General features: G+C 72.5%; 27 protein-coding genes. 13 read left to right on the top strand and 14 right to left on the bottom strand.

What is annotated here, in order from left to right:
* Positions 1-32: 32 nt before the first annotated feature.
* The 4 genes from OHS58_RS16845 to OHS58_RS16830 form a co-directional block, all read right to left on the bottom strand.
* On the bottom strand, positions 33-242 hold the full coding sequence (locus OHS58_RS16845) for a DUF2188 domain-containing protein (RefSeq protein WP_326948918.1): 210 nt from the start codon (positions 240-242) through the stop codon (positions 33-35).
* An 89-nt stretch (positions 243-331) separates the two neighbouring features.
* Positions 332-709, bottom strand: a complete 378-nt coding sequence (locus OHS58_RS16840) for an STAS domain-containing protein (protein ID WP_326953896.1) — start codon at positions 707-709, stop codon at positions 332-334.
* Positions 710-777: 68 nt separating this feature from the next.
* Entirely contained in the window at positions 778-1,215 is a 438-nt protein-coding gene (locus tag OHS58_RS16835) for an ATP-binding protein (RefSeq protein WP_326948919.1), read from the bottom strand.
* A gap of 125 nt (positions 1,216-1,340) precedes the next feature.
* Positions 1,341-1,934: an NADPH-dependent F420 reductase gene (locus OHS58_RS16830; RefSeq protein WP_328648924.1), complete on the bottom strand. Its 594-nt coding sequence runs from the start codon at positions 1,932-1,934 to the stop codon at positions 1,341-1,343.
* An 84-nt stretch (positions 1,935-2,018) separates the two neighbouring features.
* On the opposite strand from OHS58_RS16830, the gene OHS58_RS16825 reads away from it, so the two are divergent.
* Positions 2,019-2,492 (top strand): MarR family winged helix-turn-helix transcriptional regulator, encoded by a 474-nt coding sequence (locus OHS58_RS16825; RefSeq protein WP_328648923.1) that lies wholly within the window; start codon positions 2,019-2,021, stop codon positions 2,490-2,492.
* Here OHS58_RS16825 and OHS58_RS16820 read toward each other — a convergent pair.
* Positions 2,489-3,493: a serine hydrolase domain-containing protein gene (locus OHS58_RS16820; protein WP_328648922.1), complete on the bottom strand. Its 1,005-nt coding sequence runs from the start codon at positions 3,491-3,493 to the stop codon at positions 2,489-2,491. The two genes, OHS58_RS16825 and OHS58_RS16820, sit on opposite strands and share 4 nt — an antisense overlap.
* Complete coding sequence (locus OHS58_RS16815) at positions 3,483-4,289, bottom strand: IclR family transcriptional regulator (protein WP_328648921.1); 807 nt, start codon at positions 4,287-4,289, stop codon at positions 3,483-3,485. Before OHS58_RS16815 ends, OHS58_RS16820 begins: the two co-directional genes overlap by 11 nt.
* 73 nt (positions 4,290-4,362) lie before the next feature.
* Between OHS58_RS16815 and OHS58_RS16810 the strand changes: the two genes are divergently transcribed.
* The 5 genes from OHS58_RS16810 to OHS58_RS16790 are packed head-to-tail and all read left to right on the top strand — an operon-like array spanning position 4,363 to position 9,338.
* Positions 4,363-5,904, top strand: a complete 1,542-nt coding sequence (locus OHS58_RS16810; protein WP_328648920.1) for an ABC transporter substrate-binding protein — start codon at positions 4,363-4,365, stop codon at positions 5,902-5,904.
* Entirely contained in the window at positions 5,901-6,872 is a 972-nt protein-coding gene (locus tag OHS58_RS16805) for an ABC transporter permease (RefSeq protein ID WP_328648919.1), read from the top strand. The genes OHS58_RS16810 and OHS58_RS16805 overlap by 4 nt, the downstream gene beginning before the upstream one ends.
* The gene (locus OHS58_RS16800) at positions 6,869-7,747 is read left to right on the top strand and encodes an ABC transporter permease (protein WP_326953888.1); all 879 of its coding nucleotides are present in this window, start codon (positions 6,869-6,871) and stop codon (positions 7,745-7,747) included. The genes OHS58_RS16805 and OHS58_RS16800 overlap by 4 nt, the downstream gene beginning before the upstream one ends.
* On the top strand, positions 7,744-8,538 hold the full coding sequence (locus tag OHS58_RS16795) for an ABC transporter ATP-binding protein (RefSeq protein WP_328648918.1): 795 nt from the start codon (positions 7,744-7,746) through the stop codon (positions 8,536-8,538). The genes OHS58_RS16800 and OHS58_RS16795 overlap by 4 nt, the downstream gene beginning before the upstream one ends.
* The gene (locus OHS58_RS16790; RefSeq protein WP_328648917.1) at positions 8,535-9,338 is read left to right on the top strand and encodes an ATP-binding cassette domain-containing protein; all 804 of its coding nucleotides are present in this window, start codon (positions 8,535-8,537) and stop codon (positions 9,336-9,338) included. The genes OHS58_RS16795 and OHS58_RS16790 overlap by 4 nt, the downstream gene beginning before the upstream one ends.
* A 5-nt stretch (positions 9,339-9,343) precedes the next feature.
* On the opposite strand, the gene OHS58_RS16785 is transcribed toward OHS58_RS16790, so the two are convergent.
* Positions 9,344-10,276, bottom strand: coding sequence for an ROK family protein (locus OHS58_RS16785; RefSeq protein WP_328648916.1), 933 nt, complete (start codon positions 10,274-10,276; stop codon positions 9,344-9,346).
* Positions 10,277-10,317: 41 nt separating this feature from the next.
* Here OHS58_RS16785 and OHS58_RS16780 point away from each other — a divergent pair, with 41 nt between their 5' ends.
* Together OHS58_RS16780 and OHS58_RS16775 are read left to right on the top strand one after the other, a co-directional pair.
* Positions 10,318-11,061 (top strand): creatininase family protein, encoded by a 744-nt coding sequence (locus OHS58_RS16780; protein WP_326948930.1) that lies wholly within the window; start codon positions 10,318-10,320, stop codon positions 11,059-11,061.
* A complete protein-coding gene (locus OHS58_RS16775) occupies positions 11,058-12,185 on the top strand; it encodes a mandelate racemase/muconate lactonizing enzyme family protein (RefSeq protein WP_328648915.1) in 1,128 nt (375 codons plus the stop codon). Before OHS58_RS16780 ends, OHS58_RS16775 begins: the two co-directional genes overlap by 4 nt.
* 24 nt (positions 12,186-12,209) lie before the next feature.
* Here OHS58_RS16775 and OHS58_RS16770 read toward each other — a convergent pair whose 3' ends face one another.
* A complete protein-coding gene (locus OHS58_RS16770; RefSeq protein ID WP_328648914.1) occupies positions 12,210-12,899 on the bottom strand; it encodes a TetR/AcrR family transcriptional regulator in 690 nt (229 codons plus the stop codon).
* 88 nt (positions 12,900-12,987) lie between these two features.
* Between OHS58_RS16770 and OHS58_RS16765 the strand changes: the two genes are divergently transcribed.
* The gene (locus OHS58_RS16765; RefSeq protein WP_328648913.1) at positions 12,988-14,112 is read left to right on the top strand and encodes an FAD-dependent oxidoreductase; all 1,125 of its coding nucleotides are present in this window, start codon (positions 12,988-12,990) and stop codon (positions 14,110-14,112) included.
* Between the two features lie 10 nt (positions 14,113-14,122).
* Here OHS58_RS16765 and OHS58_RS16760 read toward each other — a convergent pair whose 3' ends face one another.
* The 3 genes from OHS58_RS16760 to OHS58_RS16750 are packed head-to-tail and all read right to left on the bottom strand — an operon-like array spanning position 14,123 to position 17,710.
* Positions 14,123-15,244, bottom strand: a complete 1,122-nt coding sequence (locus tag OHS58_RS16760) for an LLM class flavin-dependent oxidoreductase (protein WP_328648912.1) — start codon at positions 15,242-15,244, stop codon at positions 14,123-14,125.
* Positions 15,237-16,298 carry an LLM class flavin-dependent oxidoreductase gene (locus OHS58_RS16755; protein WP_328648911.1) on the bottom strand — a complete coding sequence of 354 codons (1,062 nt, stop codon included), beginning with the start codon at positions 16,296-16,298 and terminating at the stop codon, positions 15,237-15,239. Before OHS58_RS16755 ends, OHS58_RS16760 begins: the two co-directional genes overlap by 8 nt.
* Positions 16,295-17,710 (bottom strand): PLP-dependent cysteine synthase family protein, encoded by a 1,416-nt coding sequence (locus OHS58_RS16750; RefSeq protein ID WP_328648910.1) that lies wholly within the window; start codon positions 17,708-17,710, stop codon positions 16,295-16,297. The genes OHS58_RS16755 and OHS58_RS16750 overlap by 4 nt, the downstream gene beginning before the upstream one ends.
* 262 nt (positions 17,711-17,972) lie before the next feature.
* Here OHS58_RS16750 and OHS58_RS16745 point away from each other — a divergent pair, with 262 nt between their 5' ends.
* From OHS58_RS16745 to OHS58_RS16735, 3 genes are all read left to right on the top strand, one after another.
* The gene (locus OHS58_RS16745) at positions 17,973-18,896 is read left to right on the top strand and encodes an ABC transporter substrate-binding protein (protein ID WP_328648909.1); all 924 of its coding nucleotides are present in this window, start codon (positions 17,973-17,975) and stop codon (positions 18,894-18,896) included.
* 27 nt (positions 18,897-18,923) lie between these two features.
* The gene (locus OHS58_RS16740) at positions 18,924-20,252 is read left to right on the top strand and encodes an LLM class flavin-dependent oxidoreductase (RefSeq protein ID WP_328648908.1); all 1,329 of its coding nucleotides are present in this window, start codon (positions 18,924-18,926) and stop codon (positions 20,250-20,252) included.
* 467 nt (positions 20,253-20,719) lie between these two features.
* Positions 20,720-21,757, top strand: coding sequence for an ion channel (locus OHS58_RS16735; RefSeq protein ID WP_328648907.1), 1,038 nt, complete (start codon positions 20,720-20,722; stop codon positions 21,755-21,757).
* A gap of 266 nt (positions 21,758-22,023) precedes the next feature.
* Here the strand turns inward: OHS58_RS16735 and OHS58_RS16730 are convergent, their stop codons facing one another.
* Positions 22,024-23,346 carry a cytochrome P450 gene (locus tag OHS58_RS16730; protein WP_328648906.1) on the bottom strand — a complete coding sequence of 441 codons (1,323 nt, stop codon included), beginning with the start codon at positions 23,344-23,346 and terminating at the stop codon, positions 22,024-22,026.
* Between the two features lie 90 nt (positions 23,347-23,436).
* The gene (locus tag OHS58_RS16725) at positions 23,437-24,375 is read right to left on the bottom strand and encodes a hypothetical protein (protein WP_326948940.1); all 939 of its coding nucleotides are present in this window, start codon (positions 24,373-24,375) and stop codon (positions 23,437-23,439) included.
* Between the two features lie 357 nt (positions 24,376-24,732).
* On the opposite strand from OHS58_RS16725, the gene OHS58_RS16720 reads away from it, so the two are divergent.
* The gene (locus OHS58_RS16720) at positions 24,733-25,497 is read left to right on the top strand and encodes an AfsR/SARP family transcriptional regulator (RefSeq protein WP_326953875.1); all 765 of its coding nucleotides are present in this window, start codon (positions 24,733-24,735) and stop codon (positions 25,495-25,497) included.
* A gap of 35 nt (positions 25,498-25,532) precedes the next feature.
* Here the strand turns inward: OHS58_RS16720 and OHS58_RS16715 are convergent, their stop codons facing one another.
* On the bottom strand, positions 25,533-25,679 hold the full coding sequence (locus OHS58_RS16715) for a hypothetical protein (RefSeq protein WP_328648905.1): 147 nt from the start codon (positions 25,677-25,679) through the stop codon (positions 25,533-25,535).
* Positions 25,680-25,766 lie beyond the last annotated feature (87 nt).

Raw genomic sequence — 25,766 nt, 5'->3', positions numbered from 1 at the left:
TCACTGTCCTGAATGGACGCCGAAATCGCCCGTCAGGAACGCGGCCCGTACGTTTTCCGGCTTTCGACGTTTCCCGCCGCGTCGTGGACGAAGTGCGTGACCCGCTTCCGGCGCGCCATCGTGCGGCCGAACGACACCGCGTCGCTGCGGCGCGCCGAGGTGTTCGAGGCGCGGACGCCGCCCTCGATCCGGTTCTTCCACAGTCCGTCTTCGTAGTACGTGTGCACGTCTCCCCGGGTCACGCCGACGCCTTTCACCGTGGGTGGGCCGTCCTACCCGAGGTGGGTGCCCTTCCCGGTGCGACACAAACGCGGTACCGCCGATCAAGGGCTCAAGTGCCGCCCGGGCCGGGGGCGCCCGAGTCGAGCACGGTCACGACCCGGTCGATCCCGGCGAGGCCGATCACCCGCCGGACCCGGCGCGGTGCGAGGACGACGAACCTCGTTCCGCGGTCGGCGCAGCGCCCCTGCACGGTCACCAGCGTCGAGATGCCGGCGGAGCTGAAGAAGGTCACGGAGTCGAGGTCGAGCGTGAGCCGGCGCGGGCCGCCGGCGAGCTCCGCGGTCAGCGCGTCCTCCAGGACGGGGCTGGTCGAGGCGTCGACCTCGCCGCGCGCCCGCACGCTCACGTCGCCGTCACCGGCGCTCTGCCGGGTCACCGTGAGCAGGTCGTTCGCGGGTCCGGTGCCGTCCGGGCGCGGCGTCTCCATGGCAGCTCCTCCACTCGCGTGGCCGGTTCCATCCCACCAGGTCCGGCGGCGGATACCAAGGGGCCTGCCTAGCTCGGGCCGGCTTCGTCCTTCGGGCAGGCGAGGCCGGGCTCCGCGCAGCCGAGGCGGCCCCACACGACCTTGCCGTCGTCGTGGTAGCTCGCGCCCCAGGCGAGGCAGAGCTGGTCGACGAGCAGCAGCCCGCGGCCGCCGTGGTCGTCGGGGACGCGCAGCCGCGGCGAGCTGCCGCTGGTGTCGGCGACGGCCACGGTGATCTCGCAGGGGTCGGCGAGCCGGTGGAGCCGGACCTGGGTGGGGCCGTCGGCGTGCTGGTAGGCGTTGTCGAGCAGTTCGCCGATCACCATGAGCACGTCGAGGCGGTGCGGTTCGCCCAGCGTGGCGAGCCGGGCTTCGGCCCAGTGCCGCGCGGACGCCGAGTCGGCCCGGTCGCGGCCGGTCACGTCCAGGATCTGCCAGCCGGCCTGGTCGTCTCGAGCCCAGGTCACCGGCAAAACGACTCCTCCCGCGGGCCCGTTCCCAGAGGTGAGGAACCTGCCTGGGCTGTCGTGTTCTCCAGGCAGGCTACCCGCGCTCGGGATCGGCGCCCGCCGCGGCCGTCGGAGCGCCGTGCTCAGCGCAGCGGCAGCTCGACGAAGCTGCGCAGCACGAGGGCGTTCTGCGCCTGGATCAGGCGGCCGCCTTCGTCGATCCGGCCCAGCTGCACCGCGGCGAAGCCGAGGGCGACGGCGAGGTCCGCGATCCGGTCGCCCGCGGCCGGCGCGTCGGTCGCGAGGAAGACCACCCGCTTGCCCGGTCCCGGGGCGGGTTCGGCCGCGAGGGTCCCGGACGGCAGCTGGTTGAAGGCCTTGACAACCTCGGCGCCGGGCAGCTGCTCGGCGACGTAGTGGGTGGACAGCCGGCCTTGCAGGATCTCGTCGGCGTTCGGCGTGTAGAACGCGTTCGTGGTGTCGACGACGGTCTTGCCGGTCCAGTCCGGCCGGGACTTGCCGAAGCGCTCGACCGCCGTGAACGGGATCGCCAGGAAGAGGACGTCGCTCTCCAGCGCCTCTTCCAGCGGCACGGCGTGCACGCCGTCGCCGAACGACGGCAGCGACTCCGGCCCGCGGGTGTTGGCGATGCTCACCTCGACGCCGGCCCGGGCGAACAGCCGGGCCAGGGCCGAGCCGATGTTGCCGCTGCCGATGATCGCGGGGCGCGTGGTCATGGTGTCCTCCCGATGTGGTTAACGTGTGAACCAAACGTAGGCCGCAATTGGTTCACATGTCAACCAAGCGGTAGAGTCCCGGTCATGGCGGACACGCGGTGGCTGGACGAACGGGAAGACCGGGCCTGGCGTGGCCTGATGGCGATGCAGGACGGCCTCTCGGAGTTCATCGAGCGGCAGCTGCGGACCCGCTGCGGGCTGTCCCGGGCCGACTACCAGGTACTGGCCCACCTTTCGGAGGCGCCGGAAGGCCGGTTGCGGTCGTTCGAACTCGGCGAGCTGCTGCGCTGGGAGAAGAGCCGCCTGTCCCAGCACCTGGGCCGGATGCAGCACCGCGGCCTGGTGACGCGCGAGCGGTGCGCCACCGACCAGCGCGGGGCGGTCGTCGTCAGCACCCCGCGAGGCCGGGAACTGATCGAGGCCGCGGCCCCGCAGCACGTCGCCGACGTCCGGGACGCGTTCATCGACCAGCTCACGGCGGCGGAGCTGGAAACGCTCACCACCATCGGCGACAAGGTCCGCGACCGCCTCGCGGCCCTGACCGCCCGTGACGGCTAGCCCAGCCGGGCCGCCGCGTCGTGGAACTCGCGGCGCACCGCCGCGATCGCGTCGCCCGAGCGCGTCGGGTGGACGCGGTTGGTGAGCAGCACGTAGTACCGCCCGCGCGCGGGCTCCACCCACAGGCTCGTGCCGGTGAACCCGGTGTGGCCGTAGGCATCCGGCTCCAGCGCGGTGCCGACCGGCGAACCCGGGACGTCCAGTCCCTGCCACCCCAGGCCGCGGCGCAGGCCTGCCGTCTGAACGGTGATCATCTCGGCGTGCGTGGCCGGTTTCAGCAGCGGTGCGGCGCCGCCGGCGAGCACCCGGCCGAGGCGCTCGACGTCGCCCAGCGGCGCGAACAGCCCGGCGTGGCCGCAGATTCCGCCCAGCACCACGGCGTTCTCGTCGTGCACCTGCCCGCACACGACCCGGCCGCGCCACGGGCAGTTCTCGGTCGCCACGGCGTCGGCCACCGGGCCGAAGCCGGTGTCCGGCATGCCCGCCGGTGTCGTGACGAGGTCCGCGACCAGGCGGTCCAACGGCGTTCCGGCGGCGGCCGACGCGATCAGGCCGAGCAGGATGAACCCCTGCGACGAGTACTCCACGCGCGTGCCGGGGGCGACGGGCAACGGCGTCGTGCGGATGGCTTCCAGCAGTGCCTCGCGGGTGTCGTGCGTACGCCACAACGGCGTGCCGCCGGGCAGGCCCGAGGTGTGCAGGAGCAGCTGCCGCACGGTGATCGACGCCTTGTCGGTGCCGGCGTAGGCCGGGAGGTGGCGGGGGAGCGGGTCGTCGAGGGCGAGCACGCCGCGCTCGGCCAGCGCGGCCACCACGATGCCCACGACGGGCTTGGTCACCGACGCCAGATCCCACCGGCTCGTCTCGCCGGCGGCCGGTCCGTCCTGCCACCGCGTGCCGAGAACGCCCCGGTCGAGGACACCGTCCGCGGTGCCCACCGACCACGCGGCGGCGGAGAACACCCGCGCGTCGCGGGCCCGGGCGAGGAGGTCAGCGAGCATCGGGCACCGCCCGCGGCGCCGTCCCGGCCAGGACGGCGGACAGCCGGTTCGCCGCCTCGGCCACGAGCGGCCCCAGGGCGTCGAAGCTCGACGGCTGCAGGGTGAACGTCAGCCCCGACACGCTCACCGCGCCGACGACGGCACCCTCGGCGTCCAAAACCGGCGCGCCGAGGCAGCGCACGTGCGCCTCGAACTGCTCGTCGTCCACGACGTAACCCGCACTGTCCACAGTGGCCAGTTCGCGGCGGACGGCGCCGGGGTCGGTCAAGGTCTTGGCCGTGCGCGCGGTGAGGGGCGTGGCGAGCGCCGCGGCGACGTCGGCCTCGGGCAGACGCGAGAGGATCGCGCGGCCCACGGCGGTGCAGTACAGCGGCACCTCACCGCCGGGCCGGGTGTTGAGCCGGTAGGCCTGGTCCGGTTCGAGCTTCTCGACGTACACCGCGCGGTCGGCGTGGCGCACCGCGTAGTGCACCGTGTGCCCGCTGCGCCGCTGCAGGTCCGCCAGCACCGGGCGCAGCGGCCGCGTGCTGGTCAGCGCCGCCGCCGACAGGCCCAGCAGCCGCGGCCCGACCGTGTAGCGCCCGCTGCCCGCACCGACCGCGTACCCGGCCTCGGTGAACGTCTGCAGCATCCGGTGCGCGGTCGGTTTCGGCAGGTCACAGGCCTGCGCGAGGTCGGCGAGCCGGTGTGGGCCGCCGGGGGCCGAGAGGGTGGCGAGCACCTCCAGGGCCTTCTCGACCGCACCGCGCGAACTGCCGGGCGAGCTGCCGGGCGAAGTGTTGACAGCGTTGTTCACGCCGCCTACCTTAGCGCAATCGCGTTCCATCTGACGGAACGGCATTTCGCAAGACGGAAGACAGGTGGTGACCGTGGCCCGTTCCCGGCTGTCGCGCCGCGACGCCCTCCGGCTCGGCGGTCTCGCGCTCCCCGCGCTGGCCCTGCCCGGCCTGCTCTCCGCGTGCGGCAGCGCCTCGGGCACCACCGGCACCGTGCTGCGGGTCGCGCAGTCGTCGGACCCCAAGACGCTCGACCCGCAGAAGCAGGGCGACCTGACCTCGATGAACGTGCTGACCAACCTGTTCGACACGCTCACCACCCGCGGCCCGGACAACCAGCTGGCGCCCGGGCTCGCGCTGTCGTGGACCTCGCCCGACGCGCTGACCTGGCGGTTCAAGCTCCGCCCCGGCGTGCGGTTCCACAACGGCGAGCCGTGTGACGCCGACGCCGTCGCGTTCAGCATCAACCGGCTGCTCGACCCGGCCACGAAGTCGCCGATCGTCGAGCTGCGCTACGTGAAGCAGGCCGTCGCGCTCGACGCGTCCACAGTGGACCTCCGCTGCAGTGCTCCCGATCCGATCATCCCGGCCAAAGTCTCCCTGTTCGGCGGCGTCGCCGTGCCGCCCGGCTACCTCAAACAGGTCGGCTCGGCCGGCTTCGCGAAGCACCCGGTCGGCACCGGGCCGTTCACCTTCGAGGAGTTCCAGCGCGACCACCAGCTGCGGCTGCGCGCGAACCCCGCTTACTGGGGCGGCAAACCGGCCTACGACGAGCTGGTGTTCCTCCCGATGCCCGACGCGTCCTCGTCGCTGGCCTCCCTGCAGAGCGACGAGGTCGACATCGTCGCCGGGCTCACCCCGGACGCCGCGCTCCAGCTGCAGGGCTACACCGGCGTCTCGATCCGGCACTACCCGGGCATCCGCACGTCGTACCTCTCGCTCGACACCACTGCCGGCCCGCTGCGCGACGTCCGGGTGCGCCGCGCGCTCAACCACGCCGTCGACGTCCCGCTGCTGATCAAGGCCGTGCTCGACGGCAAGGCCCGCGAGGTGCCGACGATGTTCCCGCGCGAGGCGTTCGGCTTCGACCCGGCGATCACGCCCTTCACCCGCGACGTCGGCCTGGCGAAGCAGCTGCTCGCCGAAGCCGGCTTCGCGGCCGGGTTCGACACCTCGATCACCGCGCAGACCGCCGACTCGAACCTCGCCGAGGCGATCTCCGGGCTCCTCGCCCGCGTCGGCGTCCGAGCCCGCGTCGACCTCGTCGACCCCGGCACGTACAGCAGCCGCCTGACGTCCAGCAACCGCGGCGCGCTCGGCCCGATCTACCTCGCCGCCAGCACCGGCTGGACCCTCGACGCCGAAAGCCTCGTGCAGTCCAACGTCCGCCACGACCGGCGGCAGAGCCGGTGGACCAACCCCGAGGCCGACCGGCTCGTGGACGCCGAGGAGCAGTCGCTCGCGCCCGCCGACCGGCAGCGGGCCTTTACCTCGCTCCAGCAACTTCTCAAGCAGGAGGCGCCGTTCGTGTTCCTCTACCAGACCGACAACGTCTACGCGGTCAACACGCGTCCACAGTGGACACCGGGTGTGGTCGGTGTGCTCGGCATGGCGAAGGCGACGGTGACCCCGTGACCGCGCCGGCCGTCGCCGTGACCCGCCCGGCCGCCCCGGGCCGCGGGGTGCTCCGTGTGGTCGTCACCAAGGTGCTGACCGCGATCGTGGTGCTGTTCTTCGTGGCCACCGCGGCGTTCTTCCTGGTCCGGCTGTCCGGCGACCCGGTGAAGCTGATCCTGCCGCCGGACGCCACCGCGGCGCAGGAGGCCACGCTGCGCGCGAGCCTCGGGCTGGACCGGCCGCTGCTCACCCAGTACCTCGACTACCTCGGCGGCCTGCCGCGGCTGCACCTGGGCACGTCGCTCGTCTACGACCAGCCGGTCGCCGAAGTCCTGTTCTCCCGCGTCCCCGCGACGCTGGAACTGGCCGGCGCCGCGCTGCTCGTGGCGCTCTTGCTGGCCGTCCCGGCGGGCACGTTCGCCGCCTTGCGCCGCGGCCGCGCGGGCGACACCGGCGTGATGACCGGGGTCCTCGTCGGCCAGTCGACGCCCGCGTTCTGGGTCGGGATCCTGCTGGTCCTGATCTTCGCCGTGCAGCTGCAGGTGCTGCCCGCGTCCGGCTACGGCGGCTTCGAGCACCTCGTGCTCCCGGCCATCACGCTGGCGGTGTACTCGGTGGCGGTGATCGCGCGGCTGCTGCGCAGCTCCCTGGTCGACGTGCTCGGCTCGGACTACATCCGCACCGCGCGGGCCAAGGGCCTGAGCCCCGGCGGGATCGTGCTGGGCCACGGCCTGCGCAACGCCGCGCTGCCCGTCGTCACGGTCGTCGGCCTGGAGGTCGGCAGCCTGCTGGGCGGCGCGATCCTCACCGAGCAGGTGTTCTCCTGGCCCGGCCTCGGCCGGCTCACCGTCGAGGCCATCCAGAACCGCGACTTCCCGCTGGTGCAGGCCGCGGTGCTGTTCTTCGCCGCGACGTTCGTCGTGGTGAACCTGCTGGTGGATCTGTCCTACACGATTCTCGACCCGAGGGTGCGGGTGACCGCGTGACCGCCATCGCTGTTCCCCTGGCCCGGCCGGGTGTGGTGCGCGGGGTCCTGCGCAACAAGCTCGGTGTCGTCGCCGTGAGCGTGCTGACGCTGATGGTGCTCGTCGCCCTGCTCGCGCCGCTGATCGCGCCGTACGACCCGGGCGCGCAGGACCTGCTGGTGCGGCTGCACCCACCCGCGTGGGCCGCCGGCGGCGACTCCGCGCACCTGCTCGGCACCGACCAGCTGGGCCGCGACATCCTGTCGCGCCTGTGCTACGGCGCCCGCGTCTCGCTGCTCGTCGGCGCGTGCGCGGCGCTGCTGGCCGGCGTCGTCGGCGCCGCGATCGGCCTGGTCGCCGGATTCCTCGGCGGCTGGTTCGACCGGATCCTGATGCGGATCGCCGACATCCAGCTCGCGTTCCCGTCGATCCTGCTCGCGCTCGCCATCGTCGGGTTTCTCGGCTCCGGCCTCTGGTACGTCGTGCTGGTGCTCGGCTTCACCGGCTGGGTGTCCTACGCCCGGGTGATCCGCTCCGAGGTGCTTTCCTTGCGCACCAGGGAGTTCGTCACCGAGGCGCGGGCGATCGGCGTCACGGACTTCACGATCATGCGCCGCCACCTGCTGCCCAACGTGATGGCGCCGCTGGCGACCATCGGCACCCTGCACGTCGCCGCGGCGATCGTCGCCGAGGCGTCGCTGAGCTACCTCGGCCTCGGCGTGCCCAAGCGGACCGTGACCTGGGGCGGGATGCTCGCCGACGGCCAGCTCTACCTCGGCACGTCGTGGTGGGTGGCCGTGTTCCCCGGCGTCGCGCTGATGCTCACCGCGCTGGCCGTCAACATCACCGGCGACGTCCTGCGCGACGTCGCGGACCCGAAGGCGTACCGCTCATGAGCCTGCTGGAGATCACCGACCTGAGCGTCGAGTTCCGGGTGGACACCGGCACCGTGACCGCCGTCGACGGCGTGAGCCTGTCCGTGGCCGAGGGCGAGACCCTCGCGCTGGTGGGGGAGTCGGGCAGCGGCAAGACCGCGACCGCGCTGTCGGTGCTGCGGCTCAACCCCGAGCCACCGTGCGTGTACGCGGGCGGCGAGATCCTCCTCGACGGCCGTGACGTGCTGCGACTGTCCGAAAAGGACCTCCGGGGCATCCGCGGCAACGACGTCGCCATGGTCTTCCAGGACCCGATGACGAGCCTCAACCCGGTCAAGCGCGTCGGCGCGCAGGTGGCCGAGGTCGTCCGCAAGCACCAGAACGCGTCACGCTCCGACGCGCGGGCCGCTGCCGTGGAGGCGTTGCGAGAGGCGGGGATTCCCGATCCCGGGGTGCGTGCTTCGCAGTACCCGCACCAGCTCTCGGGCGGGCTGCGGCAACGCGTGATGATCGCGATGGCGTTGGTCGGCCGGCCCCGGGTGCTCATCGCCGACGAGCCGACCACGGCCCTCGACGTCACCGTGCAGGCGCAGATCCTGGAGCTGCTGGTCGACCTGCAACGACGGCACGGGATGGCGATCCTGCTCATCACGCACGACCTCGGCGTCGTCGCGGAGGTCGCCGACCGGGTCGTGGTGCTCAAGGCGGGCCAGGTCGTCGAGACCGGGGACGTGGTGCCGCTGTTCGAGGCGCCGCGCGAGGACTACACACGCGAGCTGCTGCGCGCGACACCGAAGCTGGAGCGGGTATGACGAACCTGGTCGAGATCCGCGGGCTGCGCAAGGACTACGGCGCACTGTCCGCGGTGGACGGTGTCGACCTCGACGTCGTCTCGGGGGAGACCCTGGCCGTCGTCGGCGAGTCGGGCAGCGGCAAGACGACGCTGACCCGCCTGCTGCTGTGCCTGATCGAGCCGACGGCGGGCACGGTCCGGTTCGACGGCGCGGACCTGCACGCGCTGAGCGCGTCGAGCCTGCGCAAGGTGCGGCGCGAGATGCAGGTGGTGCTGCAGGACCCGTACTCGAGCATGAACCCGCGGCTGCGCGTGACGGAGATCGTCGCCGAGCCGCTGGTGACGCACAACGCATCACTGCGTGGCCGTCGCGGCCGGGCGAAGGTGCGTGAGCGCGTGGCGGGCCTGCTCGACGCCGTCGGCTTGGCACCGCAGGTGCAGGACCGTTATCCGCACGAGTTCTCCGGCGGCCAGCGGCAGCGGATCTCCATCGCCCGCGCGCTGGCCCTGGAACCCCGGCTGGTGGTGCTCGACGAGCCGACGAGCGCCCTCGACGTCTCGGTGCAGGCCCAGGTGCTGGACCTGCTGGCCGACCTGCAGGACCGGCTGAAGCTGACGTACGTGTTCGTGTCGCACAACCTGGCGGTGGTGCAGCAGATCGCGGACCGCGTCGCGGTGATGCGGGCGGGGAAGATCGTGGAGCTGGCGCCGTCGGCGCGGCTGTTCGCGTCGCCGTCGCACGAGTACACGAAGAGCCTGCTCGACGCGGTCCCGAACCCGGATCCCCGGCTCGCGCGCCGCCGCCAGGTGACGGCGTGAAGGCGTCAGTGGTGGGACAGCACGAGCCCGGCGCCGCCGAGCAGCGCGACGTCGTCGGCCGGGCCCGGGTTCACCACGACCGTCGGGGGCTCGGCGGTCAGCGCCCACGACGAGTCCTCCCGCAGCCGCTGCTCGATCCGCGCCCGGAAGCGCTCGCCGCCCTCGGCGGCTTCGCCGTGCAGCACGAACAGGCCCGGCGCGAAGAGCTGCTGGATGTTCACCAGGCCCAGCGCGATGTTGGCGGCGTACTCGTCGAGCAGCGGGTCACCCGCCAGCTCCCGCACCGTGCGCGCGCCGAGACCACGCCGCTCGGCTTCGGCGCGCAGCCACGGCGTCGTCGCGACGGTCTTCCAGCAGCCACGCGCGCCGCAGGTGCACGGCCGGCCACTCGCGGCGACCGTCATGTGTGCGCCGCTGCGGCCACCCGGCGGGGCGAGCACCTCGCCGTCGTACAGCAGGCCGACGCCCAGCACCTCGCCCGTCGACACGGACGCGAACGTCGTGCGGCCGCGACCCGGGCCGAACCAGCGGTCGCCCAGCACCTGCAGCCGCGCCCGGTGTTCGATGTGGACCGGCGCGTGCACCAGCTCGGCGAGCACGGCCGCGACGGGATAACCGTGCAGCGCGGGCACTTCGCTGACCTCGATGATCACACCCGCGTCGGCGTCGACCAGGCCCGCGGCGGCCACGCCGACGCCCACCGGGGGCGTGGGGAACCGCGCGACTTCGGCCAGTGCGGCGTCGATCTCGGCCCGGTCCGCCGTGCCGCGCGGGTAGGTCGCTTCGGCGCGCCACAGCACGGTGCCGGACAGGTCGAGCAGCGCGGCCCGGACCCGGCCCGGCAGCAGTTCGACGGCGCCCAGCACGGGGCCCGCGCCGGCCTCGGGCGCGGCCGGCGCCGGGACCAGCCGCAGGGCCGGGCGTTCGCCGGTGCTCATGCGATCACGATGCCACGACCCGGCTCCGGAGGGGAGACCACGTGCCGGAACTGACGCGGATGACCTGGCGGGAGGTGCGCGATGCCGGGCGGTCGGCGATCGCGCTGCTGCCCATCGGTTCGCAGGAGCAGCACGCCGCCCACCTGCCGATGGGCACCGACACGATGCTCGCCGAAGCCGTCGTCGACGGCGCGCTGGCGCGGGTGGCCGACCCGGTCGTGGTGCGGCTGCCCGCGCTGCCGTTCGGCCACAGCCCGCACCACCTGTTCGCCGCCGCCGTCTCGCTCCGGGCGTCGACGCTGCAGGCCGTGCTCGCCGACGTCCTGGACTCGCTCGCCGGCAGCGGCTTCCGGCGGATCCTCGTGGTCAACGGGCACGGCGGCAACGACGAGATCATGCGGCTCGCCGTCAAGGAGTACGCGCTGCGGGCCGACGTCGCGCTCGCGGCGTGCTCCTACTTCTCGCTCGGCGACGGCTCCTCGCCGGGCCACGCCGGGGCGTTCGAGACGTCGCTGATGCTCGCCACCCGCGGCGACCTGGTGCGGCCGCCCGAACCACGCGCCGACGTCACGCCGCCACCGCTGTTCGCGTACCCGCCGTACCCGGGCCTGACCGTCGAACGCCACGGCGAATGGGCCCGCGCGGGCGGCAGCACCGACGACGCGACCACCGCGACCGCCGAGGGCGGCGCGGACCTGCTCGAAGACCGGGTGACCGCGCTGGCGGACGCGATCCGCGCGTTCGACGCGGCCACCCGCGAAACCCACGCCGAAGGGGAGGCATGAAGATCACCGACGTCGACGTGCGGGTCGTGAACCTGCCGTTGACCAACCCGTTCACCAGCTCGTTCGAGACGAAGACGGGCGAGACCCGCACCGTCGTGCGGCTGCGCACCGACACCGGCGTCGAGGGCTGGGGCGAGACCATGTGGGGCCGCCCGGTCGCGGAGCTGGTGCGCAAGCTCGGCGCCGAGCTGGTGGGCACGAGCCCGTTCGCGCTGGAGGCGTTCCACCGGCGGCACCACATGGTGCCGTTCTTCCACGGCTACCTCGGGTACGCGGCGCTGGCCGCGCTCGACGTCGCCTGCTGGGACCTGATGGGCAAGGCCACCGGCCAGTCGGTGACCGACCTGCTTGGGGGCCCGGTGCGCGACGAGGTGCCGATCACCGCGCTGATCACCCGCGCCGACGCGCCCGGCGCGACGGGCCGCGAACTGGCCCAGGGGCTGGGGGAGTACGCGGCGAAGGTGGTCGCCGAAGGCGGCTTCACGGCCGTGAAACTCAAGGGCACCAAGGACGTCCGCGGCGACGTCGCGATCATGCGCGAGCTGCGTCAGGCGCTGCCGGACGTCGAGCTGCGGGTGGACCCGAACGCGGCGTGGTCCGTGCCCGACTCGATCCGCGCCGGGCTGGCGCTGGAGGAGCTGGACCTGGAGTACCTGGAGGACCCGTGCGTCGGCATCGAGGGCATGGCCCAGGTGCGGGCGAAGGTGCGAATCCCGTTGTGCACCAACATGTGCGTGGTCCGCTTCGAGGAGTTCGCCCCGGCGGTCCGGCTCGGCGCGGTCGACGTGATCCACGGCGACGTCTACAAGTGGGGCGGCATCGCGGCGACGAAGGCCCTGGCCGCCCACTGCGAGACGTTCGGCCTCGGGATGAACCTCCACAGCGGCGGCGAACTGGGCATCGCGACGGCTGCGCACCTCGCCGTGGTCGCGAGCACCCCGGTCCTGTCACGGGCCATCGACAGCATGTACTACCTGCACGCGGACGACATCGTCGCACCACTGGAACTGACCGACGGCCGCCTGCGCGTCCCGGCCGGCCCCGGCCTCGGCGTGACGGTGGACGAGGACAAGCTGGCCTTCTACGCCGGCCGCAACGAGGAGGAAGGCGACCTCACCGGCTGAGAACCGTATAACGCCCTACACGGCTCACCGGTGGGTGATGCCGGACAGGATCAGATCGACCCCGGCGAGGAATTGCTCGCGGTCGTCGTGCTCGCGCAGCTGCGCCGCGACGGCCCGGGTGAACGGGTACTCGTCGAGGTCGAGTTCTTCCCAGGCGGTCGACACGGCGTCGAGGAACTGGGAGCGGTCGATGCCGGGCTCGAGCGCGCGCCCGCTCGCGGAGTTCGCGGCGTTCTGGCCGGCGGCGCCCAGGATGTAGTGCACCAGCGCCGAGGTCGCCGTGAACCAGCCGGCTTCGGGCACGTCCAGCGCGCGGACCTGCCGGCCGAGGCTTTCGAAGATCCGCGGGGTCACCGAGCCCCAGGGGCTGCGGGCGAACTGCGCCGTGAGCTGCGTGGCGAGCCACGGGTGGTCGTCGATCGCCTCGAACAGGCCGAGCGCGACGGCGCGCACCTCCTCCTGCGGGGTGCCCTGGGCCTTCCCGGGCGCCATGGCCCGCGCGACGACGGCGTCGGTCGCGGCGGCCAGCAGCTCGCCCTTGTTCGCCACGTGCCAGTAGATCGCGCCGGCGCCGGTGGCGAGGCGCTCGGTCAGCACCCGGAACGTCAGCCCGCCTTCGCCGGCCGCGTCGAGCACTTCGACGGCGGTCTCGACGATGCGCTCGCGGGAGAGCGCCTCTGTGCGCCGCGGGGCCCGGCGCGTGCGTGTAGCCATGCCTCCAGTTTGACACATCTGGAATGGTGTTCCAAGATGGAATGACGTTCCAGTGAGGCCCGACGGCCTCGAACCCGGAGGAGACACCATGAACACCCAGGTCACGATCATCGGCGCCGGTCTCGGCGGCCTCACCCTCGCCCGCGTCCTGCACGTCCACGGCATCCCGGCCACGGTCTACGAGGCCGAGGCGTCGCCGGCCGCCCGTACGCAGGGCGGCATGCTCGACATCCACGACTACAACGGCCAGCTCGCCCTCGAGGCCGCCGGCCTCACCGAGGAATTCCGCAACCTGATCCTGGAGGGCCGCGAAGCGACGCGGATCCTCGAGCGGGACGGAACCGTCCTGCTCGACGAACCCGACGACGGCACCGGCGCCCGCCCCGAAGTGCAACGCGGCGAGCTGCGCCAAGTCCTGCTCGACTCCCTCCCCGAGGGCACCGTCCGGTGGGGCCACAAGGTCAGCGGCGTCCGCACCCTCGGTGACGGCCGCCACGAAGTGACCTTCGCCAACGGCGACAGCGTCGCCACGAGCCTGCTGGTCGGCGCGGACGGCGCGTGGTCCCGGGTCCGATCGCTGCTCTCGGACGCCACACCCGAGTACGTCGGCACGTCGTTCGTCGAGACGTACCTCTTCGACAGCGACACGCGGCACCCGGACAGCGCGAAGGCGGTCGGCGGCGGGGCCCTGTTCTCGCTCGAACCGGGCAGGGGGATCCAGGCGCACCGCGAGAGCGGCGGGAACCTCCACACCTACGTGGTGCTGTCGAAGCCGCAGGAGTGGTTCGCCGGCATCGACTTCACCGACGCCGCGGCGTCCACCACCCGGATCGCGGCGGAGTTCGACGGCTGGGCTTCGGAGCTCACCGCGCTGATCACCGACGGCGAGACCCCGCCGGTGCTGCGCCCGATCAACACCCTGCCGACCGGGCACCGGTGGGACCGGGTGCCGGGGGTGACCCTGCTCGGCGACGCCGCCCACCTCTGCGTCCCGAACGGCGAAGGCGCCAACCTGGCCATGTTCGACGCCGCCGAGCTCGGCAAGGCGATCGCCGCGCACCCCGGCGACGTCGAAGCCGCGCTCGCCGTCTACGAGCAGGCGCTGTTCCCGCGCAGCGCCGAAGCCGCCACCGAAGCCGCGCGTGACTTCGACCTCTGCTTCGGCGAGGAGACCCCGCACAGTCTCGTCAAGCTGCTGACCGGGCAGGCTTAGCCCACTGGCCTCACCCCCGGTTCCACTGCTCGGCGAGCAGTTCGTAGGACCGCACCCGGTCGGAGTGCGCGTGGGTGATGGTGGTGATGACGAGCTCGTCGGCGCCCGTCGCCTCCTGGAGCTGCTGCAGCCGGGCCGCGACCGTGGCGGGGGAGCCGACGAACTGGGTGTCGACGCGGTCGGCGACCAGGGCCCGGTCCTCGTCGCTCCAGACGTGGGCGGCGGCTTCTTCCGGCGTGGGAAAGAGAATCGCGCCCTCCGCGCGACGGATGGAGCGGACCCAGAGGGCGTAGCCGCTGGCCAGTTCCCGCGCGGTGGCGTCGTCTTCGGCGACGACGACGTCGGCCGACACCGCGACGTACGGCTTCGGCAGGGTCGCCGAGGGCACGAACGCTTGCCGGTAGGCGTCGACGGCGTCGAGCACGCTGGACGGGCTGACGTGGTAGTTCGCGGCGAACCGCAGGGCGTTGCGACCGGCCACGGACGCGCTCTGCCCGCCGCTGCTGCCGAGGATCCAGATCTCGACCTGCGCACCCTCGCCGGGCACGGCGTGCGCGTCGAGCCCTTCGGCGGAACGGTAGGTGCCGCCGAGGAAGGCGAGGATGTCGTCGACCTGGTCGCCGTAGTCGGGTGATTCGGCGCCGGGCTGTTGCAGCAGCCCGAAGGTCAGGCCGATCCGCGACGAGCGGGCGAGCGTGCTGAAGTCGGGCTTCTCAGGAATGAGCAAGCCGTTGCTCGCCTGCGTGGCCGGCGGTGGCGCGGCTGCGGCAGCGGCGTATTCGCGGACGAGCTGCTTGCCGCTGCGGCCGAGCCCGAGGTCCAGCCGCCCCGGGTGCAGCGCCGCGACGAGACCGAACTCCTCGACGACGGCCAGCGGCGTCCGGTGCGCGAGCTGCACGCCCGCGGACCCGAGCCGGATCCGCTCGGTGGCCCCGGCGACGAGGGCTATCAGCACAGGCGGTGACGCGCCGGCGACGCCGGGGTTGAGGTGGTGCTCGGCGAACCAGTAGCGGTGGTAGCCGAAGCGTTCGGCGTGCTGCGCGAGGTCGACGGTGTTGCGCACGGCCTCGGCGGCGCCGGACCCGGTGCTGATCGGGACGAGGTCCAGCACCGACAACGGGACTTCAGGCATGACGGTCCTTTCCGGCGGGCCACGGCGGGTCGGGGATCTCCCGCCGCAGCGCGGGCGCGATGTCCGACTGGAACAGTTCGAGGGTGGCGCGGTGCTGCCGGGCGGTGAGCCCGTCGCGGTCGGCGTGCAGGTGCATCACCTGGTGCCCGAGTTCCTTGTGGTAGCGCAGGACTTTCTCGGTGATCTGGGCCGGGCTGCCGATCAGCGCCGAGCTGCGCTCGACGAAGTCCTCGAGCGTCGGGAAGACGGGTTCGAGGCCGAGCCGGGTTTGCAGGGCCAGCCGGCTCTCGAAGATCGGCCGGTAGACCTCGAGCGCCTCCTGCGACGTCTCGGCGGCGTAGTACCCGGCGGTCCCGGCGCCGACGACGGCGGCCGCGGGGTCGTGGCCGTGGTGGGCCCACCGTTCGCGGTAGTGGCGGACCAGCTCGGCGTAGGGCTCGACGGGGTTGGTGACGTTCGCGGAGAAGAGCGGGTCACCCCACTTCGCGGCGAGGTCGACGGACTCGCGGCTGGTCGCGCTGCCGTGCCAGACGCGGATCGGCTGCTGCAGCGGCCGCGGCCAGACCTCGGCGTCGGTCAGCGACGGCCGGAACCGCCCGGACCAGGTGACCTTGTCCTGGCGCCAGAGTTTCCGGAACAGCTCGTAGCCTTCGGAGTTGCGGTCCCACTGGTCGTCCGGGGTGACGTGGAACAGCTCGCGCTGGGCGGCGCCGTTGCCCTTGCCGATGATCAGTTCGAGCCGGCCGCCGGAGAGGTTGTCCAGGGTCGAGTAGTCCTCGAACGCGCGGACCGGGTCGAGCAGACTGAGTGTGGTGACGGCGGTGAACAGCCGGATCCGGGACGTCCGGGCGGCGATGTGGCTCAGCACGACCGGCGGCGAGGAGGAGATGAACGGCCGCTCGTGCCGCTCGCCGACGCCGTAGCCGTCGAAGCCGAGTTCTTCGGCCAGCTCGGCGTTCGCGACGACGTCCAGCAGCCGTTGGTCGGTCGGGGTGAGGACGCCGGTGACCGGGTCGGGTACATGGGTGATCAGGGTGATGAGCAGGAACTTCACGTGCCCGCAGTCCTTTCTCCGGCTGGTTCTAGCTGTCCCTTGTGGACGGATCCGGCGACGCGCCCGTCGACGAGGACCCACGCGGTTTCGTGCGCGCCGAGCCGATCCGCGGCGGCCCGGCGGCTTTCGCCGATGCCGACCGCGGGCAGGGGACCGGTGACGTATTCGGCGATCGGGTCGGCCGGGCGGGCCACGCCGGCCGCGGTCAGCAAGCGGAGCTCCGTGACGTCGAGCGCCCCGGTCACCTCGGCCACCGACGGCGGCCCGGTGGCGCCGGGCCGGTCCGGGCCGACCGGCCACAGCGGTCCGGCGCCGGGATGGCGGTCGGCCACGGCGAGCGCGCTGCCGACCGACGCCGTCGCCGCCAGGCCGGGCGCGGCGGCCGGGAACGGGCCGGCGGCCTCGGCCACGGTCTGCTCGCCCGCGTGCTCGGTGAGGAAACCGAGGTGCCGGAGCCAGTCGTCGTCGTAGTACTTGGACAGGTACGAGCGGCCGGAGTCGGGGACCACGACGACGATCAGGTCGGCCGGACCCAGCCCCGCAGCCAGTCGCAGCGCGGCGGCGGCGGCCGTGCCCGCGGAAGCCCCGAGCAGCAGGCCTTCCTCGCGCGCCAGCCGTCGCGTGGTCAGCAGTGACTCGCGGTCGCCGACCGGTTCGACGTGGTCGACGACATCGCGGTGGTAGGAGCGGGGCCAGGTGTCCTCGACGGTGTCCGGGTGCAGGTAGTGCCCGATGCTTTCGACCACGTAAGGGCTGCCGTCACCGCCCGAGTAGACGGAGGTCTCGGGATCGGCGCCGATCACCCGCACCCGGCCGCCGCTGACCCGCTTGAGGTGGGCGCCGGCGCCGCTGCCGGTGCCGATCCCGGCGACGAAGTGGGTGATCCGGCCCCGCGTCTGCCGCCAGATCTCCGGCCCGGTCGTCGTTTCGTGGGCGGCCGGGTTGGCCGGGTTGTCGTACTGGTCGGCGAGCCAGCCGCCGTTCTCTTCGGCGAGCCGGCGCGCGACCTGCGAGACGTGGGCCGGGTCTTCGCGCGGTACGGCACCGGGGGTGACCACGACGTCCGCCCCGTAGGCGCGCAGGATCGCGGTCTTCTCCCGGCTGCTCTTGTCCGGCAGCACGACGGTGAGCCGGTAGCCGCGCTGGGCCGCCACGATCGCCAGCCCGATCCCGGTGTTGCCGGAGGTGCCTTCGACGATCAGCCCGCCGGGAGGCAGCGCACCCGAGCGTTCCGCGTCGAGCACCATCGAGAGCGCGGCGCGGTCTTTGACGCTGCCGCCCGGGTTGAGGAACTCGGCCTTGACGTAGATTCGCGGGCCGGCCGGCGGCGCGATCCGCGCGAGCCGGATCAGCGGGGTGCCGCCGATCGCGTCGAGCACGGAGTCGAACGCCTCGACGTCGTCGGATGCCATGCCCCACCACCTCGCTTCCGGGGTACTGCACAGGTATCCCGTCGCGGGTGGTCCCCGCACGGGTGTTCAGGATGTGGACCTCGCCGGTTGACAAGTTCGCTGGGTTCATCCTAACCTGTAAAAGTGACCAGCGGGGTTAGTTGACCGGATCGGGTTACGGCGGGCACAGCCTGTGTCGCCGTGTTCCCAGCATGTGGTTTCTGTCGTACCCGCTGGTTAGGGTCGTGGATGTCTGGATCATGGGAACGAGGAGTGTGGGCACGTGCGCTGGAGCCGGAACCTTCGAGCGGCCGCAGTGGTGGCGGTGGCCGTCTTCGGCCTGACCGCGTGCGGGGGCGGCGACAGCGCTGACAAGCCCGCCGCGCCGGGCAAGGGCGGGGCGCCGATCGTCGTGGCGTCCTTCAACTTCACCGACAGCCAGATCCTGGCCGAGATCTACGCGCAGGCGCTGGAGGCCAAGGGCTACCCGGTGACCCGGAAGCTGAACCTGGGCTCACGTGAGCTGATCTACCCGTCCCTGAAGTCCGGTGAGCTGCAGTTCATCCCGGAGTACCAGGGTTCCGCGATCACCACCGGCTTCGGTGCGGAGCCGGTCAAGGACGCCAAGGGGGAGCACGACCAGCTGGCGAAGCTGTTCGAGCCCAGCGGCGTCTCGCTGCTGGACTACGCCCCGGCCGAGGACAAGAACACCTACATCGTCAAGGCCGATCTAGCGAAGTCGAAGGGCATCGCGACCATCAGCGACCTGAAGAAGCTCGACAAGGTCATCCTGGCCGGTGGTCCGGAATGTGAGAAGCGGCTGACGTGCTTCAAGGGCTTGACCGACATCTACCACCTGACGAACGCGTCCTTCCAGACCGTGCAGGAGGTCGGGCCGCGCGTGCAGCAGCTCAACTCCGGTGCGGTCACGGTGATCCCGGTGGACTCGGTGAGCCCGTCCGCCGGTGACCCGCAGTACGTCGCGCTCAAGGACGACCTGAGCATGGTGCCGACGGAGAACGTGGTGCCGGCGGTGAACAAGAAGGTGCTCGACGCGCGGGGTGCGGACTTCGCGACCGTCGTCAACGCGGTGAGCGCGAAGCTCAGCACCGACGGCATGCGCGAGCTGAACAAGCGCGTCGACTCCGACGGTGAGCCGGCGGCCGACGTCGCGAAGGACTGGCTGTCGCAGCAGGGTCTCGCCTGACGGCGGCACAACACGAGGAGTCGTTCCGTGAGCGCGGATCAGTTGCACTTCAACGCTTTCATCTGGCCCAACGGGTACCACGAGTCCGCTTGGCGCGTCGTCGAGGACGACGTCCGTGGCGTGCTCGGGCTGCCGTACTACGCGGACATCGCGCGCATCGCCGAACGCGGCCTGATGGACACGATCTTCCTGGCCGACAACATCGCCATCGCCGAGTACCGGGCCACGCACCTGCCGCAGACGCAGTTCGACCCGATCTCGGTGCTCTCGGCGCTGGCCGCGGTCACCAGCCACATCGGCCTGATCGGGACCGGCTCCACGACCTACAACAAGCCGTGGGAGCTGGCCCGCCGGTTTGCGACGCTGGACCACCTCAGCGGCGGCCGCGCGGGCTGGAACATCGTCACCACCATCACCCCGCTGGCCGCGGCGAACTTCGGCGAGCGCGCCCACCCCGACCACGCCGACCGCTACACGCGGGCCCACGAGTTCGTCGACGTCGTGACCCGCGCGTGGGACAGCTGGGAGGACGACGCGGTCGTCGGCGACCGCGAGCGCGGCGTGTGGGCGGATCGCGCCAAGCTCCACGCGCCCCGCTTCCACGGCGACTTCTACGACGTCGAGGGAATCCTGCCGTTCCCGCGCTCGCCGCAGGGGCGCCCGGTCCTGGTCCAAGCGGGACAGTCCCCGGCCGGCATCGCGCTGGCCGCGCGGTACGCCGAGCTGGTGTTCTCCGGACCGCCGTCACTGGAGGCCGCGGCCGCGTTCCGGACCGAGCTCCACGCCCAGGCGGCGGCCGCGGGCCGGGACCCGGCCCAGGTGCTCGTCCTCCCGGCGCTGATGGTGACACTGGGCGGCACCGAGGCCGAGGCCCAGGAGAAGGCCCGCCGGCTGGAAGAGCTGGCGAGCCCGGAGTTCCGCTGGCAGAACATCCTGTACACGGCCGGCCTGGACCCGGACGGCTTCGACCCGGACGCCCCGCTGCCCGCGGAGCTGTGGACCGGAACGGCGAACGTCTCGAGCCGCGCGAACGAACTGTTCGCCCTCCAACGCGCGCAGCCGGAACTACCCCTGCGAGACCTGGCCCTGCAGCTCAAGAGCGGCGCAGGCCAGTCCCACTTCATCGGCACACCCGAACAGCTGGCCACGCACACGATGACCTGGCAGGACGCCGGCGCGGTCGACGGGTTCACCATCATGGGCTCAACGCTGCCGTACGAGCTGACGGCATTCGTCGACCACGTGGTCCCGATCCTGCAACGCAAGGGCCGCTACCGCACGGAATACACCGGCCCCACCCTGCGCGACCACCTGGGCCTGCACCGCCCACCCGCAGGAGGTGCCACGCACCGCTAGCCACACACGGACTGCAGGTCGCCGAATCTGCGGCCGGCGTTGACGAGACTTCGCCGGAAGGTTGCCAGGCCGCGCGCTGACCGAGTCAGCACCTCTTGACCCGCGGCCGGCACTGGCGCGGATCTCCCCCTTGGTGGTGGCTGACGTGGGCAAGGCACGGCGCGCGGTCGACGCGCGCCGTTACCCACACGCGGATGGCGGGTTATCGGGACTCCGCCTTGCCGGCGGTCGGCGTCGGCTAGGTCGGTCGCGGCCGGGGAGAGCCGGCCCGCCACCACCTCGATCCGCACCGGCTGTGACTACCGGGCGTCCGCGTGCCGGTCGCGGTCCGGCCCTGAGGCGCCGCCGTCACGGTCGGGTAAAGGCCGTTGTGCCTGGTCCGCGCGTGTGATCTTGTGATCCGGAACTGTCCTCAAGGGACGCTGAAGGTGGCGTGTCCGGGTGGTGGCGTTCGGTGAGGAGAGGGCGTGCCTTTCATCCTTTCCCGCCTGTTCGCGCGCTGGATCCTGCGTGCCGGGTGGACGCTCCCGGTGGTGGTCGTCGTCTTCGTGTTCGCGACCAGCTGGCCGCTGATGGTGCTGGCCGAGCCGGCCGGCAGCGAGCTCGTTCAGCCGGGCAACTACTGGTGGTACTTCGTCGTGACCGCGGCGACGGTCGGGTACGGCGACTTCTCGCCGGCGACGGCGGCCGGGCACTTCGTCGGGGTGTACGTGATCGTCGGCGGGATCGCCACGCTCACCACGGTCTTCACCCGGCTCGCGGCGCTGCTCGAGCAAGCGAAGGGACGGCGGATGCAGGGGTTGGAACCGGTGGAGCTGAGCGGCCACGTCGTGCTCGTCGGCTACCTCGCCGGCCGCACCGAGCGGCTCGTGGCGCAGCTGCTGGCCGACGGGATCACCGGACTGGTGCTGTGCGCGGGCGACGAGGTGCCGGTGCACCCGATGCCGGCGCAGCCCGTGGAGTTCGTCCGCGGCGACCTCACCGCGCCGGAGGTGCTGTCGCGGGCGGGGGTCGAGCGGGCCGCCACCGTGCTCGTGGACGTGCGGGACGACAACGAGGCGCTGGCGGTGGCGGTCCTCGTCGAGCACGCCTCGACGTCGGCGCACGTGGTGGTCACGATGCGCGACATGGAACGGGCCGAGCTGATGGGCTACGTCGACCCGCGGATCACCTGCGTCCAGTGGCACACCCCGCGAATGGTCGTCGAGGAGGTGGTTTCGCCCGGCATCGCCGAGGTCTACACCGAACTGATGACCGCCGGCGGCGCCGGCACGTACTCGGTCACCGTCCCGGAACGCCTCGGCGCCCTGCAGGTCGAACGCTGCCGCGCCGCACTGGGCCGGACCTTCGGGGCCACGGTACTGGCCGTCCGCGGCGCCAACGGCCTGACGGTGAACCCCGCCTGGGACGGCGACCTGCCGCCCGGCGCGGTGCTGTACTACGTCAGCTCGCGCGCACTCGGCCAGGACGAGATCGAACGAGCCCTGCGCGCCGCACACCACTGAGCCGCCCGCGCCGAGCCCTTCTGCCGGAGGCCGCCCTGCACCCGGCCCGCCGACGCCTTCTGGGTGGCCTCGCCGGGAGGTCTCCGCGCGCTTGGCGGGCGTTCGGGTGGTCTCGCGAGGAAGTCGGTCCGCCAGAGCCGCGAGGGCCCTTGGATGGCTTCGTCGGGAGTGTCCCGCACCTGGGCGGGGCGCCAAGAGGTTGCTCGCGCCGCGCCAACGGGCTGTTGCGTCGTGTCGCCGGGGGACCGCGGCTGAGGCCGTCGCCGCTAGGTGAGCGTGGCCGGCAAGTACTCGTAGCCCCGCAGGATTCGGGTCTCTCGGCGGCGGCTTCCCGGGCTCAGGGCCAAGCCGGGGAAGCGGGCGAAGATCGTTCGCAGGCCGATCTCGCCCTCCATTCGGGCCAGTGCCGCTCCCAGGCAGTGGTGCCGGCCCGCGCCGAAGGCCACGTGGTCGCGGGCTCGGGCCCGGGTCACGTCGAACGTCTCCGGATCCGCGAAGACCTGCGGGTCGTGGTTCGCGCCGGCCAGTACCGTCGTCACCAGCGCTCCTCGTGGCAGGGGGACGCCGGCGATCTCCGTGGCGCGGACCGCCAGCCGGCCGGTCAGCAGGACCGGTGGGTCGTGGCGCAGGACCTCCTCTACCGCGTTGGTCCACAGCTCCGGCCGCTCGCGCAGGGTCGTGAGCTGGTCCGGGTGGGCCGTCAGCAGGGCGATGCCGCTGCCCAGCAGGTTGACCGTCGTCTCGAAGCCGGCCGCTAGGACCAGGCCCGCGGTCGACTTCAGCTCGGCCTCGGTGAGCCCGACGCCGTCGTCGCGGGCCGCGACCAGGCGGCTGAACAGGTCGTCGCCGGGGTGGCGGCGCAGGTGGTCCAGGTGCTCGCCCAGCCAGGTGTCGAACTCCGCCAGCGCCGTCTCGACGTCGCGGAACGTGCGCCAGCCCAGGCCGAGGTCGAGGCTCGGCGCCGCCGCCGCGCCCAGGGACAGCACCTTGCCCACCTCGGTGGCCGGGACGCCGAGGATCTCGCTGATCACCGTCACCGGGAGCAGGCCGCAGTACGACTCGACGAGGTCGACCGGGCCGGTGGGGTCGATGGCGTCGAGCACCTCGTCCGCGATCGCCTGGACCCGGCCGCGCAGCTGCTCGACGGCGCGCGCGGTGAACACGCCGGTGACGAGCTTGCGGTAGCGGGTGTGCTCGGGCGGGTTGACGGCCAGCAGCGACGGCGGCCGCACCGGGTGCAGGTGCTCGCCGGCCGACCACTCCAGCAGCCGTCCCAGCGCGGAGCCGTCGGAGCCGAGCACGCCGGTGCGGAAGTCGTCGCTGGAGAGCACCTCCCGGACGGCGGCGTGCTGCGTGGTGATCCAGCCGAAGCGCGTCCGGGCGACCGGTCCGGCGGCCCGGATCTCGTCGAACAGCCCGCTCAGGTCGCGGCCCGCGGCGGCGTCGTCGACCAGCCGGCCCTGCAGGTCGCCGCGCCGGGCGCCGCGCAGCAGCACGGCCCGCGGCAATGCGTGCCCGAGCCCCCACCGGACCACGGGCTTCGCCCGCAGCAAAGTACCTTCGACGACCGCTTTGCCGAACCGGGCCACGTTCCCCCCACTGCGCCGCACGACTGTGTCTACTCCAGAGTAGCCCGCACCGGCCCCGGAGCCGGGCAGGCTCCGGGGCCGGCCGCCGGGTCAGCCCGCCGTCGTCGCGTTCAGCGTCAGGTAACCCACGCCGAGCTGCGCGAACGACTCGAGCGCGAAGCCGGCGAGCTGGTCGACGGCCGTCTGGTTCTGCAGCAGCAACCGGCTCTGGTTCTTCCGGACCGCGCTGAGGCCCGGCTGCTCCCGGTACTCGATCTTCACGGTGTTGCCGCCCATCGTGGTCACGTCGACCTTGATGTCCCGGTACACCCCGGTCAGCTTCGAGGCGATCTTCGACGCGAGGTCCTGGACGACCACCGCCGCGGCCAGGGCCGCGATGATGGTGAGGACCGCCTTCGGGTCGACGAACAGCGCGCTGGTCTTCGGCGTCGACCAGACACCGCCGCTGTAGAGCCGGGTCGCCGTGTTGTGGTCGGTCAGGTCGATCTCGATGGCGTTGGACCGGGCCGTGCTGAACATCGTGCTGGTGGCGATGTCCTGCTCGAACCACACCTGCACGCTCTCCACCGGCGTCAGGACGTCGTTGCCCGCGACGACCTGGTTCTCGGCGACGTAGATCGGGGTGGTCGTGCCCCGGCCGCTGATGTCGGTCGAGTACGCGCTCAGCCCCGGGTGGATCGGGCCGTAGTCGTTGACCAGCGTGATGCCGGTCGCCGGGCCGCCCGACGAGGCGTCCCCGAGCACCCCGCTCTTGTCCAGCGTCGCCTCGTCACCGAGGCCGATCGCCACCTTGTTCGTCGCGACGTGCACCGTCACGTCGCCCTTGAAGTCGTTGCTGCCGAAGAGCTCGTACAGCGGCTGCCACGCGAACGTGTTTTCGGACAGATAGTCGGCGGCCGACTGCCAGACCACGTTGTAGGAGTTGTTGACCTTCTTCGCGAAGCAGAGCTGGTACTGGCTGTTCTTGAGGGTTTCGAGGTCGGCGGCGGCGATCTGGATGTCGACGCTCTTGAGCTGTCCGTCCGGCATGGTGTGCTCCTCGTTCGTGCTGCGTGGTGTCCGGGCCGATGCGACCCTGGGACCACACCCTCCGGACGCGCCGTCGCGCGCACGTCGTCGCCGCGCACCACGGGTGATCTCCGCGCCGCCTGCGTCACCCGATGGGCTGGACGGGCGGAAACGGGGCTGTTGGGCCATTGGCGGTACCCACGCCGCCCGGTTTCCGCGCGGTCCGGCGACGCGCTGTCGTGCCACGCTCCCGACCGGGTGACCGCCGGGCCGGAAGTCAAGCCCGCGCACGACTGAGGGCCGGTGCCGCCCGCGCTGCCGTACGGAGGCGGCCGGAAGACGGCCCGGAGACACTCGCGGTGCCATGCTCGTGGACCGGTGGACGGCGCCGGGGAAGACGGCGCGGACGAGGGGACGGCGATGGGCGAAGGCGACAGATCGGACGCGGACTTGGTGCTGCTGGGCCGATTCGAGCTGCGGGCCGGCGGCGAACGCGTCGCGCTGCCCCGGGGTTCGCAGCGCCTGCTGGCCTTCCTCGCCATCCGCGACGGCGCCGCGGTCGACCGGCACGCGACGGCCGAGCAGCTGTGGCCCGAGAGCCGCCCCCAGCGCGCGGCGGCCAACCTGCGGCAGGCGTTGTGGCAGGTGCGCCGCGCCACGGACCGGCCGGTCGTGGAGACGCCGGTCGACCGGCTGCACCTGGCGGCGGCGCTGCCGGTCGACTTCTGCCGCACGCTCGAAGCGGCCCACCGCGTCGTCGGCCCGACCGGGCGGCCGGAATCCGGTGCGGGACTGGTCGGTGAGCTGGCCCAGGACTTGCTGCCCGACTGGGCCGAGGACTGGCTGGTGCCCGAACGTCAGCGGTGGGAGCAGGTCCGGCTGCACGCGCTGGAGGCGATCGCCCGGCACCTCATCTCGGCCGGCGCGCACCTGGCCGCGCTGGAGGCCGCGTTCACCGCGATCACCATCGACCCGGTGCGGGAAAGCGCGCACCGCACGGTGATCGCGGCGCACCTGGCCCAGGGCAACGGCGGCTCCGCGTTGCGGCACTACCAGCACTACCGGGCGCTGCTGCACCGCGAGCTGGGTGTCCTCCCGTCACAGCACATGACGCGGCTGGTCGCCTCCCAGCCGACGTTGTGACACCGCGAGCGCGGCCGGTCAGCGCGGCGGCGCCGTCAGCTGTCGGCCTCGAAACGGGCGATCTGTCCGGCGGGCCAGCCGGTGTTGCCGGTGCACGTCAAGCGTAGGTAGCGGCGGCTGGTGCGGGGGATCGTGATGGTGACGTTGTTGCCCCGCGCGGGATCGAGAGCACAGCCGGTCACCGGGGCGAGGCGGTTGTGACCCGGCGCCGCAGCTGTGCTCGCTCGAAGCGATCTGCCTCGGCCGACCGCGGTTGTGAGTCGGTCGGT

The organism is Amycolatopsis sp. NBC_00348 (assembly GCF_036114655.1).
GTDB lineage: Bacteria > Actinomycetota > Actinomycetes > Mycobacteriales > Pseudonocardiaceae > Amycolatopsis.
Note: the sequence above shows the minus strand (reverse complement) of the source record. Positions and strands in the feature narration are given on the sequence as shown.